The following is an 18,156-nucleotide window of genomic DNA, read 5'->3' as shown; positions in this document are numbered from 1 at the left end:
CTGCAATGACCAAAAAATCTTTCTAAAATGCAGCACCGCCTTCTTCAAGCTCTATTAAGCCTGTCTTCGAAGTCTGCCTAATCCTTCTGTCAAAGCGCCGTATCCTGCCTTAGACATCTTACCAATCGCTAGCGGTATCACAACTCCCGCCGCAATGTAAATCCATTTGCTCACATCCATGCCGTTCAATAAATAAATGTAATTAACATCCGTTAAAAATGCTGGCTTATCAAAATCCGCACACCACGGAGTAAAAACGGATAGCGCGAAGAATGTCCCCTTCACCAGAAAGAATGCCGGAACATGGTGCATCATAATCCCATAAGTATTCGTCCCGATTTGCCGGGTACCCTTCATCCCCGGCAGCAGAGGCGACAACATCTTCGATACCCGCAGCCAGAACGCAATCCCCGTAGCCATCGTCACAAAGGGAATGACAGGCCCGTTCGCGAAGCTCGCACACCATACTGTGCTGTAGGCCAATCCCGCGCAGGAGAACACCACAATGAGCTGTATAACAAGTAAAATGGAAAAGTAAATACCATTTGACAGCGTATCCTTTCGTTCCAGTTTTTTCTTATACAACTGCCCCAGCTCGAAAGCAGGAAGCATGAAGAGAATTCTTCCCGGAAATTTATAATATCCCCAGACATGCCCGCCGATGGCAAACCATACCGTCAGTATTCCTGCCAGAAGAACAGCGGCCATAATCAAATATTCCTTGTTAAGGCGTATTGCAGTAAGAACCCTGCGCATACAGACGTTGATGACCTCCACGAGAAACAGTGAAGGAACGAACCATGCCGGAAAATTATAGCCGAACTGATGTCCGGTCAGAAACGGATCGAGAAAAAGCGTCTTAAAGGTGATTCCGTCTCCGATAATAAAGCCGAAATGCTTAAGCACCGCTGCCAGACCGCCGTAAAAAAGATTCCACAAAAAATAAGGCACAAGCAGCCGCAGGGCCTTCCGCCTTATATATGCTCCGATATGCACTTCGTCATTTTCATCATAAAAGTAGCCGGAAATAAACAGAAATACTGCTACATGGAAGGAATAGTACGGGAACAGTCCTCCCAAATCGAATATATGAAAGTCCGCGTGCCCCGCCACGATCAAGATGATTCCTATCGCAGAAAAGATACGAAACGCATCATTTTCCCTCTTCTTCTCCATCCCTCTACCCTATCCCCTCTATTAATAACCTCTCAAACTCTTCTTCCGGCATCGGCTTAGCGAAATAAAACCCCTGAATCGTGTTACAGCCCAGCTTCCTAAGGAATTCGTACTGCTCCTTAGTCTCTACTCCCTCCGCCGTTACTTCCATATGGAGAGCCTGCGCCAGTTCGATAACGCTGGTGATGATCTTCTGCCCCTTAGGGTCGTCGAAATCATCCACAAAGCTCTTATCCAGCTTCAGAACATCGATAGGAATGGATTTGAGCATCATCAGAGAGGAATAGCCCGTTCCGAAATCGTCCATCAGTATGCTGAAGCCCATGGAGTGCAGTCTGTCGATAATCTGGCATAACGCTTCCTGATTTTCGAAAATAGCGCTTTCCGTCAGCTCAAGCTGCATATATTTCGCCGGTACCTTTGCCTCCTCCACCATCTGTGCGTATTCCTCGATGAAGCTGTCATTGTACAGATGCCTTCTGGAAAGGTTAACGGAAATGGGAACTACTTGTTTTCCTGCCTCCAACCATTCCTTTTGTTTTTTACATACCTCTGCAAATATATATTTATCCAAATAGCTGATAAAACCGTTCTTTTCGGCCAGGGGTATGAATTTGCCCGGCATAACGGTAGAACCGTCTGCCTTCCTCCACCGGACTAAGGCCTCCGCACCTACCAGATTCTCTGTCGTCACACCATACTTAGGCTGGTAATAGACGATAAATTCCTCATGCTGCAGGGCAAGCTTCATCTGATCCTCCAACAGCTTCTCCTGCAGCATCCTTTGCCTGAAATCATCATCGTAAAAAGCGTACTGCACATCGTCCTGCCCTTTTATGGAAGAGTGAGCCATGGTCGCATAGTTCATCATGTGCTGGGAATCCTCTGTCTTGTCCTTCACAATATAAATGCCGAAGGAAACCTTCAATATATAACCGTCTATTGTCTCGGGGCGGTTCTTCTGCAAAGCCTCCAAAAAATTCTTAATACGCCCATCCAGTTCTTCTCTGCTGTCAAAGTACCAAAGCACCACGAACTTGTCAGCTATGCGCCTCGCATAAATCTCTTTTTCCTTGCTGTACTTTTTGCACATCTGCCATATGTAACGCAAGGTATCATTCCCTTCCTCATAACCGAATAATTCGTTGATTATCTTGAACTGCTCCACATCCATTACGATATACGCCGCATTGGCATTCGTCTCCTTCAATCGGATCTTGACTTCTGCACTGAAGCGCGCGAAGGAATATCCGCCGGTCACGTTGTCTACATACAAAATATTGGACAGTTCCTTTTTCTTCTTCTGCTCCGTCTTTATGATGTATAATATAAAGAAGGCGAAGGTGGCCCCCATCACCCCGCAAAGCGCATACGTAAGAAACATGATAAAATCTCTGGTGGAATCCATTACATCGGCCGGAACCACGTTCAGAACATACCAGTTCTTAATCTGAAGAGGCGAATAATACATATATTTATCTATCTTATTATGGAACCAGATATATCCGCTCTGTTCGTTATCCAGATCCATGTGCATCTTATTTACGGCTTCCTCATTGGTATCGGAGACCGTACTTAACGCCTCATATATATTGTTGTATCCCCTAAATCCTGTAGAATTCGAGGTGTTCATTACAATATCGCCACCCTCTTCTATGATATAGGAATATCCTTCTCCATTAAAAATAGACACAGTGAACAGATTCTGTATCTCCGCAATTCTATGCGTAGTAAAAACAACCGCACATACACTTTCGTCCTCATAAATCGGCATGCTGAATACGACGATATCCTCTCCGTTGTCCTTATCCTGAAGCCTTCCCGATATTCCCCTTTTTCCCTGTATGCTGTCTTTAAAAAAATCTCTGTCGCCCAGATTCAGCTTCTTTTTATCCGTAGTATAAGCTTGTCCATCAGGCATAACGATTCCCATCCTCTTTACGGGATAGCGCTTAACCACCTTATCAAGCTCCATGACCGCCGCTTCTGGATCGAAGCCGCTCTTTACCGAGAGCCTGTCGGACACCTCTTCTAACAGAATGAATTCTCCCTCTACCTCCTTATTCAGTATAACCACGCTCTGCTCGGAGGTTTCCTTCAAAACATCTATAATTTCATCGTTTAACTCTTTTTCCAGTATATTTACATAAAACAATAAGATACCGAACAAAACACTGCAAAGGAATATGCCTGTAAACAGCCTTTTCCAAATTTTCGTAAACTTTTTCATATGTAGTGTTTCCTCCGCACGGTGCCGGCTTTCTCTGCTACAGATTGAGCTGCAATATTTACAATATTACCATACATTATCACACCACACAAGAAGACAAAAATAGAAGTATTTCCAAAAAAAAAATTATAAGAAACGCAAAACAGCCCTATTATTTCAGTCAGGTATCAATAAAATCAGAGAATAGCGCATATAACTAAAAAACAGATACCTATTTAAAATTTATATACTTTTTCCCAAATCTCCTTCCAGATAAACTGATTATAAAAGCTGTAATTCTACAATCTGAAAGGATAACTGATGATAAAATGAAAAAAACAACGATGACAATCAAATCTCAATTGATTCTCGGCTTCCTATGTCCAATCCTCTTCATTATAATCGTAGGCGCCACTTCTTACCAAAGGGCCTCCTCAGGCATGATCGATAACTATAAAACCTCTGCGCTCTCCACAGTAGAGATGTCCATGGCTTGTCTGGACCAGGCATTCAAACCGCTCGTTACCTCAGCGGTCAATCTGGGCGGGGATACGCAGATACTGAATTATGGAATGGGTGCTTATGATAAAAAGACCTCTCAGGTAAATACCGTATCCAAGGAAATTTCTGCTAAACTCTTCGCTGTTCAAGCTACGGATGAGTTCGTACATAATATACATATCATCCCTTTCGGCTCCCAGAATATTATCACCACAGAAAATATGCAATCCGGCAGCGGACGCACCCCATTCATCTCCCAGATAGAAGATTCTGACGCAGAAAGTGCCATCCTTGCCGAGCAAGGTATTATCTGGGGCGGCCTTCACGCACTCACCGATGAGAAGCTGAAGCTTTCTTCTGAAGGTTACTTCATGTACTGCGGATTTCGTCTCGGAACGGGCACAAACAGCGGTCTGCTCCTCATCGACGCAGACAGTAAGAGCATTCTGGCTCTGATGGAGAAGATGGACTTCGGACCGGGAAGTCAGATCATATTTCGTTCCCCCGACGGACGTTCCCTCAATCTCGGTGCTCAGTACGAAACTGAGAGCGCGTCCTTTTATGAAGAAGCCTTAAGCAATATGGACGCAGGAAGTTCCTTTACCGCAGATGTAAATCATAACAGCACCGATTTCTTTTTTATCATGAAAAAAAGCTCTCTTACAGGAAGCACCCTTTCTGTCATGATTCCTAAAGATACCGTTACAACAAAAGCAGACAGCATTAAAAACCTGACCGTTTTCATGGTACTTCTGGCCTCAGCCGTGGCATTTATTATAAGTCTTATCATTATCGTCAACATCTCCGCCAATATCACGAGAAGTGTAAAGCAGTTAAATGAAGTCGCTTCCGGCAACTTAAGCATCGCCTCACATAAAAGCAGAAGGGATGAGTTCGGAAAGATTCAATCCGCCATCGCCGGCACTGTAACTAATACCAGACAACTGATAGAAGCCGTACTTGCCACCATCGGTCAGGTATCCTCCTCCTCGGAAGAAATCGGTGAAGCAGTAGACGAATTTTCCTTTATGACGGAGAAAATGGGATCTGAAATGGAAGAAATCAGTACGAACATCGACGGCGAAGCGGGCGAAATCTCCACTTGTCATACTCAGATGGACGACTTGTCCTCCCACATCAAGACGGTAAATAAAAATACAGGAGAGGTATCAGGGTATATCGAAGATACAAGAGATTCCATCCGTCAGGGACTGGACTCTATGGACCGGATCATCGAGCATTCGAAATCAACATATGATGTGACTGCCCACGTGAGACAGCAGGTAGACTTGCTGGCAAAGAGGCTTAATGATATGGAAGGGTTCGTGGACAGCATCAAGGGCATTGCCGGCCAGACGAGAATGCTCTCTTTAAACGCCACTATAGAGGCTGCCCGTGTAGGGCAGGAAGGCGCAGGCTTTGGCGTTGTTGCAGAGCAAATACGCAAGCTTTCCGACGAATCTGCCATTGCGGCCTCCGACATCCATACTCTGATCTCAGAAGTGCAAAACTACGCCTCCTCGGCGGCAGAGACAGTACAGTCCGCAGAAAATATCGTAGCCTTACAGGAGAATGCCGTTCAAGATACCTTTTCTCTTTTCCACTGCATCAGCGGCAACATGGAAAAATTTATCACTAATATCGAAGAGGTGTCCTCTCATATGGAAGACATAGATAAAAAGCGCCATACCGTCGCCCATTCCATGGACCGCATTTTGGAGTCCTCCCAGGAATCGGTTTCGTCAGGCGCCCAGATCAGACAGTCTCTCTCCGACCAGGCCGCTTGCTCCAGGCGCCTGTCGGATACTGCGGACAGCCTGACACTTCACATCAAAGAACTGGAGGATGCCATCGCATCCTTCCGCTTATAAGGCCTTCCGTCAATTTTTGATCTGTCTTCCTTCTATATCCATATGATAATGATCCTTGTATATGAGCTGAGAAACCGGTACGAATTCGTAACCCTGGTTTTTCAGCTCCTTTATTAATCTGTCCAATGATTCCGCAGTATACTTCGCCCCGTTATGAAACAAAATAATGCTGCCGTTTCCCAAATGGTCGTTCTGCGTAACTTCCCTGATAATTGCGTCTGTACCGTAATCCTTCCAGTCGAGGCTATCCACATCCCATTGAACGGAATAGTAGCCGCACTTCGCCGCGCAGCTTATAACGTTATTATTGTAATCTCCGTAGGGCGGGCGGAACAGATTCATTTCATAGCCGGTAAGCTCTTGAACCTTTCTGTGCGCTTCCATGATTTCCTCCTTGCACTGAGCCTCGGATAGCTGAGACATATTCTTATGGCTTTCACTATGATTTCCCAAGTCGTGCCCTGCCGCCAGAATCGCTTTTACATCGTCAGGATAAGCCTCTACCCAGTCACCCGTCATAAAGAAGGTGGCATAAATGCCATACTTTTCTAAAATCCCCAATATTTTTTCCGTATCCTCATTTCCCCATGCTGCATCGAAGGAAAGAGCGAGTTGTTTATTCTGCGTTTCCACACAGTAAATAGGAAGCTCTCTTCCATTCACGCTGCTACTGACTGTAACGGAGCCGGGCAGAACTGCTGCCGCTCCTTTTATGATAGCCAGTGCCGCCAGCACGAAAACTGCCGCCTCCACCCCTTTTATAATGAGCATATTTCTATACGCTTCTTCCGATTGTCCCTCTTCCCGCTTCGGAAGTACCTCCCAAATTTTCTTTTTGATTAGTTCTACATATCGCTTCATACGCACAAACACCCGGCATAACTGTTGTTACAGTATATGCCGGGCATAGGTTGTCATATGTTTTTTACTCACTGTGAGTGTTTTTTACTCATTGATGTGCAGCAAATGATGAGACTTCTCCGATAGCGGTTCCCCTAGAAATTCCGCATATAACTGCTGTATGGTAGGATTTTCATGAGAATATCTAAGGCTCCTTTCCTCATCCAGCTCATATAGCTTGGCAGAACGCTGCGGTGCCATCTTTACATCCTCCCAAATGGGCTGTCCGCCGCCGCCGACGCATCCGCCGGGACAAGCCATTACCTCTACAAAATCGTATTCTGCCCTTTTTTCCAGAATATCATCCATCAGAAGTCTTGCATTCTTAAGCCCGCTTACCGTACATGTCCGGACCATAGTTCCATCCACGTAATAATCTGCATCCTTGCGTCCCTTCCCACCCCGTACCTCGCTAAAGCCTACAGGGTCAGGATTGCTTCCCGTCAAGGCGAATACTGCCGTCCGAAGGGCTGCTTCCATTACACCTCCGGTAGTTCCGAAGAGAACACCGGCCCCCGTATTCTCCGAAAGCGGGGAATCGAACTCCACCTCATCTAACAGTTCCGGTTTGATATGCTCTGCCGTAATCAGCCGCACCAGTTCTCTGGTTGTCAGTACAATATCAACATCAGGCCCTGTTCCTGTCACATCCATTGCGGGTATCGCCGCTTCTCCTTTTTTGGCTACACAGGGCATGACGGAAATACAGCAAATCTTATCCGGAGAAATATTCAGCTTCTGCGCAAAATAAGTCTTAGCCACCGCACCGAACATTTGCTGGGGCGATTTAGCCGTAGAAAGTCTGCCTGCCGCCTGAGGATATTGGCTATTCATAAAGCGTACCCAGGCCGGGCAACAGGAAGTGAACATAGGCAGCCCGCTTTCCTTGATTTCCGGCATTCTCTTCAGCAACTCATTGGCTTCCTCCATAATGGTCAGATCGGCAGCAAAGTTGGTATCGAATACATAATCGAAGCCCACCTGCTTCAAGGCCGCCGCCATTCTCTTCTCTGTTGCCACATCCTCCGCCAGTCCAAGCGACTCCCCCCATGCGGTACGTACTGCGGGGGCAACCTGAACTATTGTAATCTTCTCAGGATCAGCCAAAACATCGAACACCTTAGGAATGTCATTGCGCTCTCTAAGTGCACCGGTAGGACAATGGGAGATACACTGGCCGCACATACTGCAGTCGGTATCCTCGATATTGCGATGACCGGATACATCAACAGTAGTACGGGAACCGGTATTTTGCACATCCCAGATGTGTAAATCCTGAACCTTATCGCAAACTTGCACGCAACGCATACATTTGATACATTTCTTAAAGTCTCTGATCAGAGGATAATCCTGATTCCAAGGCGCATCCTCCACCACCTTCGGATAGGAGATTTCGGTAAGGCCCAAATCGTTAGCCATCTTCTGCAGGTTACAATTGCCGCTTCTGACACAGGTCGCACAATGGCAATCGTGCTGGGAAAGAACCAGCTCCACGTTGATGCTTCTGACTGCACGCACTTTGGGGGAGTTTGTGTAAATTACCATTCCCTCCTCTACCGCATTGTTGCAGGAAGTAATCAGCTTTTCTTTCCCCTGCATTTCCACCACGCACACCTTACAAGCACTGATTTCATTAATCCCCTCCAGATAACACAGATGAGGAATCATGATTCCCGCATGGGCCGCTGCTTTCATGATAGTAGTTCCTTCTTCTATACAAATATTCCGATTGTCAATTTTCAAATTTACCATATCGCAGCCCGGCCTCCTTTTAAATTCCCATATCCGTAATGATCACAACGCAGACATCTGCCTGCCTCTTGTGCCGCTTCCTGCTCGGTCATGGTACACTCTATTTCATCGAAGTCATTCTTTCGTTTGCCCGCTTCACGTTCTCTCAGATTGATTCTGCCGCAAGGCTCTTTATCCTCATAATTTACCTGGGGGATTTCTACATCACAGCTAATGATGTGATGATAGCCCAAATATTCGTCTATGTTAGCTGCGGCAACCTTTCCTGCCGCAATAGCCCTGATAACAGTGGCAGGACCGGTCACACAGTCACCACCCGCAAAAACGCCGGCAATCTCATGGAATCCACTTTCGCTCAAGGCATCGATAACTCCTCTTTTTACCGGAACTCCCGATTCCTGGAAATGGTGGGATTCGATTCCCTGACCTACGGCAACTACCACAATATCACAGGGTATCCTCTCCAATTCTCTATCAGCTCGTACCGGGCGGGCACGTCCCCATGCATCAATAGGACCGATAATCTGAGGTTCAATCCAGACAGCGGTGACTTTCCCTTCGGCATCCGCTTCGATTTTGATAGGCGCATTGAGGGAGTAAAGCTCAGCGCCTTCTGCAATGGCTCCCTCCACCTCTTCGGGAAGAGCCGTCATATCCTCCTGCCTTCTGCGATAAGCAATACCTACCTGCGCAGCGCCAAGGCGGATAGCAGAGCGGGTGCAGTCCATGGCGACATTACCGCCACCCACAATAATGACCCGTTTCCCGGTAAAATCAGGAGGATTGTTCTCGCCGATGCTTCTAAGCATTTCTACCGCGGAAATTACACCTTCCGAATCTTCTCCTTCAATGCCCATTTTTTTATCGACATGTGCACCAATTGCGATGTATACGGCGTCGTATCGTTTCCGCAGCTTATCTAATGAGATGTCGTCTTCTTTTTTACCAACCTTTTTCTCCGTATGTACCTCTACTCCTGTAGACAAAATTGCTTCGATATCTTCGTCAAGACGTACTCTCGGGAATCTATAGTTCGGAATACCGTACCGCAGCATGCCTCCCAGCTTTTCCTTTTCTTCATACACTACGGCATGATGCCCCATGAGTTCCAGATAATAGGCTGCCGATAATCCTCCCGGGCCTCCTCCTATGATAGCTACTTTTTTGCCGGTGGAGGGTGCTTTCTCAGGAACAGGTACTGTGTTGGCACGGGCGTTGTCCACTGCCATGCGCTTCATGCCACGGATGTTCACGGAACTGTCGATCATATTACGACGGCAGCGGGCTTCACAAGGATGCTCACAAATCAATGCACAAGCAGTAGGGAAAGGATTGTCCTTACGAATCAGCGTTACCGCATCCGCATATCTCTTTTCCCCTACCAGCGCGATATATCCGGGTACATCCACGCCAGCCGGACACAGCGCCACGCACGGAACGGGCTGTGTAATCCCGTAAGAGCATTTGCCATGCTCAATGTGATAGACATAGTCTTCGCGGAAGCCTTTTAAACCCGCTAATACCATGACTGCTGCCTCATAACCTATAGCACAATCAGCGGAATCGGCAATACTGCTCGCCGTCCTTAACATTAAATCCAACGTGGCTAATGTGGCTCGATTTTCCAGCACATCTTCCAACATCTTTGAAAGCTGCAGCAGCCCTACGCGGCAGGGAACACATTTCCCGCAGGTCTGGGCATGGCATACTCTCAAAAAAGATAGCTGTAAATCCACCGGGCATAATCCCGGAGGGCTGGCGACAATATGTCTTTCCAGATCTTTATACAGCCGTTCCACTGTAAGTTGGGCCTGATTGGGGGTACTAATTCTTAATCGACTCATCCTTTCTCCTCTCTGAGTTAAAACAATTTTCCTTTGTTTATACTTGTACAAAATAACTATAAGGTTTGTACTTACCTATATATTAATTATAATTAAGTCACAAAAAAACCGCCTTGTCAACACATCTCGACACTTTTCTCTTTTATTGTCCGACAAATGTTACAATTCCGCCTTCGGCTTCGCGGGAACAATTCATACGCAAAAATCCCCGGCATAACTTTTACAGTATATGCCGGGGATTGGCTGTCATATGTTTCCTATCCGTTTATTAGATTAAGCATACCTTGAAGGCTTTGGTTTGCCTGTGCCAGCATGGACTGCCCCACCTGAGATAAAATATTATCGTTTGACAGCTTGACCATTTCCTTTGCCATATCGGTATCTCTGATACGGGATTCCGCTGCAACGGTGTTTTCAATCACATTTCTCTCGTTGGAGACCGTATGCTCCTGGCGGTTTTGCTGCGCACCGATTTTGCTGCGGTTATTCAGTACCTTCTCTAACGCTTCCTTGGCCAGATTTATGGCATGACCTGCACCGTCTGCTGTAGAAACATCCACATTCTTCAGACCCAGTACCTCCGCATTCATCTCGTCAATTTCCAGCCACATACCATCTCCGTCTTCATTACCCGACTGAATCCAGATTCTATATTTTCCGCCATGAGTCGTGGTAGGAGATTTACTCATCGTTATGTCGTCTTCATCTATATTCGTATCGTCCTTCGTCGCTACAATTCCATAGGTAAAGCTATGGGATACGGAACTTCCTGAATTAAGTGTATCTTTCCATTGAAGACTGATTCCCAAATCTGCATTATTCGTAGTCGTTCCCAGCGCTGAGTTGATGACAGCCGTACTATCATAATAGGACCAGTCGTCAATGCTCGCATAAAAGCCTACCGATATGAGGTCAGGCTTATCGTCGAAGGTAAGCTTCTCCGAAAAAGATAGGGCATTGTCCACATCCACAATAGAAATACTGTCCGGAACACTTGTATTAATTTTTGAGGAAGGCACTCCTGAAAAGGTTGTTCCGGTTGGAGAATAAATAGAATATCCCCCGATTCGCGCTCCATTCACGAAATAGCCCTCACATTTGTCGTTATTATTATAGGCCGTATCCGCATGAAACATAAATTGGATTTCTGCATCCGTACCTGCGGAATTATTTGTAAACTCATAGGATATTTTATAGTTCTTATAATTAGTGTCGGATTCATCCAAGACTACCTTTTGCGTTATAGTCATCGAAAAACCATCTGCCGCCGTATAGTCAAAATCTCTCGACCACGTTTGCGCTGCCGTATCGTAATTGTAGCCGGATATGGGCAGACTGGACAGATTTATTTCCCTCGTCGTCGTATTGCCCGGAGTAAGTTCATAGCTCAACCGGAAGCTGGAACTGGAAGTACTTCCTTGCCCGTATATCAAATTAAAGGTCTTTCCATATGCTCCCGAACCCGCATTGTTTACAATAGCTTGCAATCCCAGATGGTTCGCATTGCTGGAGAAATCAAAAGGCATTGTTCCCAGGCTCATATCAAAAAGTGTAAAATCTGATAACGGGATCTCACTTTCGATAAGGGGCGTGCCGTCCGCATTATGTAAAATTGTATCTGCCCCCCTGAAAACAGGTGTCTCGTTAAAGGAGGTACTATCTCCCACTCTATCTATTTCACTGAGTATCTGATTGATTTCCTGCTGTATGAACTTTCTTTCCTCTTGCGTATTCGTTCCGTTTGCAGCTTTAACGGACAACTCGGTAACTCGGTGAAGCATGGCGACAACCTCCGAAAGTGCTCCGTCTGCTACCTGACAGAGTGAGATTCCCTCCTGCGTATTGGCGACGCCCTGCTCAAGCCCTCTGATCTGCCTGCGCATCTTCTCCGAAATGGACAAACCGGCGGCATCGTCGGCGGCACGGTTAATTTTATATCCAGAGGACAATTTCTCTGATGTTTTTGCTTTACTTTCCGTATTCACATTTAATTGCCGCTGTGCGTTGAGGGCAATTAAATTATGAGCAACAACATTCATAAAAATTACCTTAACCTTTCAGTACTTGCAAATAATCACTTCATCTTTCGTATAGACGTATATGCCTTAAATTCTTAGTAGTTTTTTTGTGCTGCGCCGTATTTCTCAGAAATACGCACCAGCAGCTCTACGATCTTCTCCATAGATTCCACACAAATATATTCATACTTGCCATGGAAATTGTGCCCGCCTGTACAGAGATTGGGACAAGGAAGTCCCATAAAGGAGAGCCTTGCGCCGTCGGTGCCGCCTCGAATCGGAATGACGATAGGTTCTACATCAATTTCCTCCATGGCGGCTTTGGCGTTATCTATCAAATGTATATTATTCTCTATGATTTCCTTCATATTATAATAGGAATCCTTTAAGTCAATGACTACGGTACCTTCTCCGTATTTCTCGTCTAAAAAACTCCCTATTCTAAGAAAGATTTCCTTTTTCTGTTCAAATCTCTCTTTGTCATGATCGCGGATAATATATTCGGAAGCTGCTTCCTCCACATTTCCCATTAACGAATCCAAGTGATAAAAACCCTCGTACTTCTCCGTATACATAGGATTCTGAAATACAGGAAGCATAGCTTGAAATTCCTGTAAAATAAGCAGAGCGTTTATCATCTTGTTCTTGGCATCGCCGGGATGGACACTTCGACCATGTGCCGTCACCTTTGCCCCTGCTGCATTGAAGTTCTCGTATTCCAATTCTCCCAGCCTGCCGCCGTCCACCGTATAGGCATAATCGGCTCCGAATAAGTCCACATCAAAATAATCAGCTCCCGCTCCCACTTCCTCGTCCGGAGTAAAACCGATTCTCAGTTTTCCATGAGTAATTTGAGGATGTGTCAAAAGATACTGCGCCATAGCCATGATTTCTGCGATTCCTGCTTTATCATCGGCTCCTAACAGGGTAGTTCCGTCCGTCACGATCAAGCTTTTCCCAACATAATAGGAAAGCTCGGGGAAATCCTTCACCCGCATCACTACGTTCTTGTTCCCGTTCAGCACTATGTCGCCGCCATCATAGGCTTCTACGATACGTGGCATTACTTCCGCTCCCGTCACTGCAGGAGACGTATCCATATGGGCGATAAACCCCAGAACCGGAGCGCTCTCCAAGCCCTCCGACGAGGGAATGGACGCATATACATAGCAATGCTCTTTATCCAGCGTTATTTCCTCCGCACCCATTTCTTCGAGTTGCTCCACCAGCAGCTTCGCCAAACTGAACTGCTTTGCCGTAGAGGGAGTAGATGCGCTCCCGTCTTCGGACTGGGTATCTAATCGTACATACTTCAAAAAGTTATCTATTACCGCCGACATGCTGCACTCCTTAGGTCATCTTCTTATTTTGCGTAGGTTTTAAGCTCCTGCGCCAGCTCGTGTATCGATTCCAGCATACGCCTGCATTCTACCATCTGGCCCACAGACTCCTCGGCAGACTTCACGCCTTCTTCCGAAGATGCCGCCACTTCTTCTCCTGTCGCCGAAAGCTGGGAGATATTGTCGGAAATCACTCCGGTAGCCTGCATAATGTCTTCCATCGTCTGCTCCAGGTTGTTGATACTACCTGCAAGTTCTATTACTTCATCGTTGATCGTCTCAAATTTCTCTTTCGTGACCTCTATCATCTTCGTCTGTTCATTAATGAAACCTACAGAGTGGTCCAAACTCTCCGACGCGCTCTTAGCGTCCTCTATCAACTCGGAAATAATTCCTGTAATCCGCTCCGTCGCACCCTTCGTCTGATCGGAAAGCTGTCTGATTTCATCCGCTACTACAGCGAAGCCCTTTCCCGCTTCTCCCGCTCTCGCAGCTTCTATGGAAGCGTTTAATGCAAGCAGGTTAGTCTGCGAGGAAATATTCATGATATCTCCAACGATATGCTTCACTTCATCCACGCTGGTAGTCAGTCTGGCTGTGGCGCTTACCGTCTGGCGGCTCGCTTCCTCCACACCTTTAGCCTGTTCCTTCAAGCTGTTGACGAGGTTCACACCCTCCGCAACGTTTTCCGACGTAGTGAGAGATACTTCCGCAATTTTGGATGTTTCTTTACCTGCCGCATCTGCACTCTCCTGGATGTTGGAACACATCGCCGCCTGCTCTTGAATAGACTGTGCCGTGCTCTCTGTGCTTTCCGCAATATTCTGCATCGCAGAGCTATTGGAATTCACGCTTTCCTGAAGAAGCTTCAGCAAATCGTTGGCGCGCTCGAAATCCTTTCCTATATTATCCGCAGTCTGAACCATTTTATCCGTTGCCTTCGCCTGATCATCGACTACTGAATTGATACTGTCCAGCTTTTCTTCGTTAAACTGCTGTATCAGCTTCAAAGATACATAGGCCGTTGCACATATGAGAAGCGATATTCCCCATCGGGTAACGCTATCCTCCCATACCAGACTTCCGGCTGCCGCATCCTCTATGGTCCATATTACATTGCCAATGATTATAGCTACCGTACCTGCCGCTGCGAACCGTACGTTCAAATACATCATTGCCCCTATGATCATAGGAAAGGCATATATGTAAGTCGTAGAAAAGGAGCTTACGGACATGAGCACCACAAAGGCAAGTGCTCCCGAACCAGTCAGTACGGAACCGCATATCCTTCTTCCCTTACAAATTATGAAGCCCACAATGCTGACTATCAGCAGAACTATCGGCGTAAACAATCCAATGTAATCTTTAAGCCGTGGGTCCGCCCCTATCACATTACTTAGCATGGATATTGCGCTGAAAATAAGCGTACATGCTATAATTACAAAAACTTTCTTATCGATTCTTAAATATTGATCTCTCGTCATTCACTCATCCTCCACCATTACTATTACAGGTATATCGTCCATCAAATAACCAGACTGAGTACGCAGGATAAACTTTCAGATGTGATACGGGAAAACGCAGGCGTAGCGAGGCTACGTCGAGGCTTTTCACATATTGCAGCTGAAAGTTTAGACAAGTAATCGGTCCAGTTAATTTGTGGATGATATACTAAGACACTTCTACTAAATAATATAACACTACATAGAAGAAATTTAAAGGAAAATTTCCTATTTATCGTATATTTCGTCTTTTTTCTTATCTATTTTTCAATTTTCATATTTGGAAAGTTTTTGTGTACAAATATCCACTTTTCATATATAATATAAATGCAAATTGATAAGGCTTTAATACAGAGGGAGCAACCGTCATTTATATGGATTCTTTCGCGACATATACAATTCGTTTATGTTTCATACGCGAAGAATTGAAATGGCAAGATTTTTATTGTACCGGGCGCGGTTACAGTAAAAGTCTTTTTTATCTTGCCTCTTCTCCGATATTAAACACTGCTAAAAACCATTGTAATTAAATTGAAATTACGTACTTTTAAGGAGGTATTATTTATGGGCAGCGACCCTGTCGCCCGAACGATTATTTTACAACTTTTATTTCTAGTATTTTTAACACTGGTGAACGCGTTTTTCGCGGGAGCCGAGATGGCGGTGGTTTCCGTCAACAAGAATAAAATCAAGCGGCTTGCCGGCGGGGGCAGCAAGAAGGCGGCTTTGATACTTCGCCTTTCGGAGAATTCCACCAACTTTTTATCTACCATCCAGGTGGCGATAACGTTCGCAGGCTTTTTCTCCAGTGCATCTGCCGCGACGGGTATTTCTCAGATACTCGCGGGCAAAATGGAGGAACTTAGCGTTCCCTATAGCGGAACAGTTGCTGTGGTGACAGTCACATTGATTTTATCTTACTTCACACTGGTCTTCGGAGAACTGGTACCGAAGAGGGTGGCATTGCAGAAGGCGGAGAGCTTCAGCCTCTTCTGTGTAACTCCTATTTATTATGTATCTATTGCCTTGGCACCGTTTATCAAGCTGCTTTCCTTATCCACCAACGGGTTTCTTCATCTCATCGGTATGAAGTCCGCTTCTCTCGAGGAGGAAGTATCCGAGGAGGAAATAAAGTCTCTTTTGGAGACTGGGCAGGAAACGGGAGTTTTCAATGACATCGAGAAAGAAATGATCACTTCAATTTTTTCTTTTGATGATAAGAAAGCGAAAGAAGTGATGACTCCAAGGCAGGATATGATTGCTATAGATATTTCCAAGTACCGGGATGAATATCTGGATACCATATTACAGAGCAAACGCTCCCGCATTCCTGTCTACGACAGGAACATGGATACCATCATCGGAATTCTTTCCGTGAAGGACTTCATGATCAAGGCAAAGGAACAATCCTTTACCAATGTGGATATAAGGACACTTTTGCAGAAGCCCTATTTCGTTCCGGAGAACCAGAAGATCGACAAGCTTTTTCAGGAAATGCAGAAAAGCAAGATCCATATGGCCGTTTTAGTTGATGAATACGGCGGCGTATCGGGTCTCGTAACTTTGGAAGACCTGATCGAGGAAATTGTCGGAGATATTTGGGAAGAATATGAAGAAGCGGATACGGGCATCGTGGAGCTTTCTTCCGGCGCATACCACATTCCCGGCAGTATGCCCATTTATGATTTAAACGAGGAACTGCATCTTCATCTTACGAGCAACTGCGACACTTTATCCGGTTATTTGATCGAGCAATTGGGGTATATCCCCGAGGAAACACAGCTTCCGCTTACTCTTAAGACACCGGAAGCAAACTTTTCCATCACGGAGTTAAAAGATCGTGTCATTACTTCTGCTACGGCAGAAATAATAAATAAACAAAAGGAGAACGAATCATGAATTTTATTATCGAAGGAATTATGTCTGTAACATGGCAGCAAATTGTTATGTACGGTATTGGCATTTTGCTGATCTGGCTCGCTATAGCGAAGGAATACGAGCCATCCCTGCTTTTACCGATGGGCTTTGGTGCCATTCTCGTCAACCTGCCTTTTTCCGGTGTAATCAATCAGACACTCGAAGGTGTCGGCGAGGTGAATGGTATCATCCAATGGCTATTTCACACGGGAATCGAAGCTTCCGAAGCACTGCCGATTTTGCTCTTTATCGGTATCGGAGCTATGATCGACTTTGGTCCTTTGCTTTCCAAACCTATCATGTTCTTATTTGGTGCTGCCGCACAATTCGGTATTTTCGGTGCTATCCTCTTGGCTACCCTTCTCGGATTCGATTTGAAGGATGCTGCTTCTATCGGTATTATCGGTGCTGCTGACGGCCCTACATCAATTTTAGTATCCCAGATACTGCATTCCAAATATATCGGTGCCATAGCCGTGGCCGCCTACTCTTACATGGCCCTTGTACCGATCGTTCAGCCTTTTGCTATCAAGCTCGTTACAACGAAGAAAGAACGCTGTATCCGTATGGCGTACAAGCCTTCCCAGGTTTCCAGATCCATGCGTATCGCATTCCCTATCATCGTTACCATTATTGTTGGGTTCATCGCTCCTTCCTCCGTTTCGCTCGTTGGTTTCCTTATGTTCGGTAACCTGATCCGCGAATGCGGCGTGCTCGGTACGATGTCCGATACGGCACAGAATTCTCTTGCTAACCTAATCACACTTTTACTCGGTCTCACCATCTCCTTCAGCATGCAGGCTGCTGCTTTCGTAAACATAGACACCCTGAAGGTTATGTTAATCGGTCTTATCGCATTCGTGCTCGACACCATGGGCGGTGTGCTTTTTGCAAAATTTATCAATCTTTTCATACCTCACAACAAGATCAATCCTATGGTTGGTGCGGCAGGTATCTCCGCATTCCCTATGTCTTCACGTGTTGTGCAGAAGCTGGCTATGAAAGAAGATCCAGGCAACGTTCTTATCATGCAGGCTGCGGGTGCTAACGTATCCGGACAGATTGCTTCCGTTATTGCCGGCGGACTTGTTATTAACCTTGTAACCAACTACTTGAAGTAAGGAGG

11 protein-coding genes are annotated in these 18,156 nt (G+C 45.8%); 3 read left to right on the top strand and 8 right to left on the bottom strand.

Translation table 11 applies throughout. From position 1 onward, the window contains the following. Window positions 1-54: 54 nt before the first annotated feature. Window positions 55-1,176 carry an acyltransferase family protein gene (locus CC90_RS0100250; RefSeq protein ID WP_051869210.1) on the bottom strand — a complete coding sequence of 374 codons (1,122 nt, stop codon included), beginning with the start codon at window positions 1,174-1,176 and terminating at the stop codon, window positions 55-57. A 4-nt stretch (window positions 1,177-1,180) separates the two neighbouring features. Next, window positions 1,181-3,406 (bottom strand): bifunctional diguanylate cyclase/phosphodiesterase, encoded by a 2,226-nt coding sequence (locus CC90_RS0100245; RefSeq protein WP_051869209.1) that lies wholly within the window; start codon window positions 3,404-3,406, stop codon window positions 1,181-1,183. 308 nt (window positions 3,407-3,714) lie between these two features. On the opposite strand from CC90_RS0100245, the gene CC90_RS0100240 reads away from it, so the two are divergent. After that, window positions 3,715-5,757: a methyl-accepting chemotaxis protein gene (locus CC90_RS0100240; RefSeq protein ID WP_081905823.1), complete on the top strand. Its 2,043-nt coding sequence runs from the start codon at window positions 3,715-3,717 to the stop codon at window positions 5,755-5,757. 9 nt (window positions 5,758-5,766) lie between these two features. Here CC90_RS0100240 and CC90_RS0100235 read toward each other — a convergent pair whose 3' ends face one another. The 6 genes from CC90_RS0100235 to CC90_RS0100205 all read right to left on the bottom strand — a co-directional run bounded on the left by CC90_RS0100235 (window position 5,767) and on the right by CC90_RS0100205 (window position 15,095). After that, a complete protein-coding gene (locus tag CC90_RS0100235) occupies window positions 5,767-6,618 on the bottom strand; it encodes a polysaccharide deacetylase family protein (protein WP_035315058.1) in 852 nt (283 codons plus the stop codon). Window positions 6,619-6,702: 84 nt separating this feature from the next. Continuing rightward, window positions 6,703-8,409, bottom strand: a complete 1,707-nt coding sequence (locus CC90_RS0100230) for a [FeFe] hydrogenase, group A (RefSeq protein ID WP_031388833.1) — start codon at window positions 8,407-8,409, stop codon at window positions 6,703-6,705. Then, on the bottom strand, window positions 8,403-10,253 hold the full coding sequence (locus CC90_RS0100225) for an NAD(P)-binding protein (RefSeq protein ID WP_031388832.1): 1,851 nt from the start codon (window positions 10,251-10,253) through the stop codon (window positions 8,403-8,405). The genes CC90_RS0100230 and CC90_RS0100225 overlap by 7 nt, the downstream gene beginning before the upstream one ends. 257 nt (window positions 10,254-10,510) lie before the next feature. Then, window positions 10,511-12,292, bottom strand: coding sequence for a flagellin N-terminal helical domain-containing protein (locus CC90_RS24775; protein WP_051869208.1), 1,782 nt, complete (start codon window positions 12,290-12,292; stop codon window positions 10,511-10,513). Between the two features lie 74 nt (window positions 12,293-12,366). Next, window positions 12,367-13,611 carry a peptidase T gene (pepT, locus tag CC90_RS0100210; RefSeq protein ID WP_031388831.1) on the bottom strand — a complete coding sequence of 415 codons (1,245 nt, stop codon included), beginning with the start codon at window positions 13,609-13,611 and terminating at the stop codon, window positions 12,367-12,369. A gap of 23 nt (window positions 13,612-13,634) precedes the next feature. Further along, a complete protein-coding gene (locus CC90_RS0100205; RefSeq protein WP_031388830.1) occupies window positions 13,635-15,095 on the bottom strand; it encodes a methyl-accepting chemotaxis protein in 1,461 nt (486 codons plus the stop codon). Between the two features lie 582 nt (window positions 15,096-15,677). Here CC90_RS0100205 and CC90_RS0100200 point away from each other — a divergent pair. Beyond that, window positions 15,678-17,012 (top strand): hemolysin family protein, encoded by a 1,335-nt coding sequence (locus CC90_RS0100200; RefSeq protein WP_031388829.1) that lies wholly within the window; start codon window positions 15,678-15,680, stop codon window positions 17,010-17,012. Further along, window positions 17,009-18,151 (top strand): sodium ion-translocating decarboxylase subunit beta, encoded by a 1,143-nt coding sequence (locus CC90_RS0100195; RefSeq protein WP_031388828.1) that lies wholly within the window; start codon window positions 17,009-17,011, stop codon window positions 18,149-18,151. The genes CC90_RS0100200 and CC90_RS0100195 overlap by 4 nt, the downstream gene beginning before the upstream one ends. Window positions 18,152-18,156 lie beyond the last annotated feature (5 nt).

The sequence above is a fragment of the Kineothrix alysoides genome, from assembly GCF_000732725.1.
GTDB classification, from domain to species: domain Bacteria; phylum Bacillota; class Clostridia; order Lachnospirales; family Lachnospiraceae; genus Kineothrix; species Kineothrix alysoides.
The sequence above is the reverse complement of the archived record's forward strand: the minus strand, read 5'-3'. Positions and strand labels throughout refer to the sequence as shown.

Coding starts and splice junctions, on each gene's coding strand:
- CC90_RS0100250 (WP_051869210.1), bottom strand. CDS start 1,176: ATGGAGAAGAAGAGGGAAAATGATGCGTTTCGTATCTTTTCTGCGATA.
- CC90_RS0100245 (WP_051869209.1), bottom strand. CDS start 3,406: ATGAAAAAGTTTACGAAAATTTGGAAAAGGCTGTTTACAGGCATATTC.
- CC90_RS0100240 (WP_081905823.1), top strand. CDS start 3,715: ATGAAAAAAACAACGATGACAATCAAATCTCAATTGATTCTCGGCTTC.
- CC90_RS0100235 (WP_035315058.1), bottom strand. CDS start 6,618: ATGAAGCGATATGTAGAACTAATCAAAAAGAAAATTTGGGAGGTACTT.
- CC90_RS0100230 (WP_031388833.1), bottom strand. CDS start 8,409: ATGGTAAATTTGAAAATTGACAATCGGAATATTTGTATAGAAGAAGGA.
- CC90_RS0100225 (WP_031388832.1), bottom strand. CDS start 10,253: ATGAGTCGATTAAGAATTAGTACCCCCAATCAGGCCCAACTTACAGTG.
- CC90_RS24775 (WP_051869208.1), bottom strand. CDS start 12,292: ATGAATGTTGTTGCTCATAATTTAATTGCCCTCAACGCACAGCGGCAA.
- pepT (WP_031388831.1), bottom strand. CDS start 13,611: ATGTCGGCGGTAATAGATAACTTTTTGAAGTATGTACGATTAGATACC.
- CC90_RS0100205 (WP_031388830.1), bottom strand. CDS start 15,095: ATGACGAGAGATCAATATTTAAGAATCGATAAGAAAGTTTTTGTAATT.
- CC90_RS0100200 (WP_031388829.1), top strand. CDS start 15,678: ATGGGCAGCGACCCTGTCGCCCGAACGATTATTTTACAACTTTTATTT.
- CC90_RS0100195 (WP_031388828.1), top strand. CDS start 17,009: ATGAATTTTATTATCGAAGGAATTATGTCTGTAACATGGCAGCAAATT.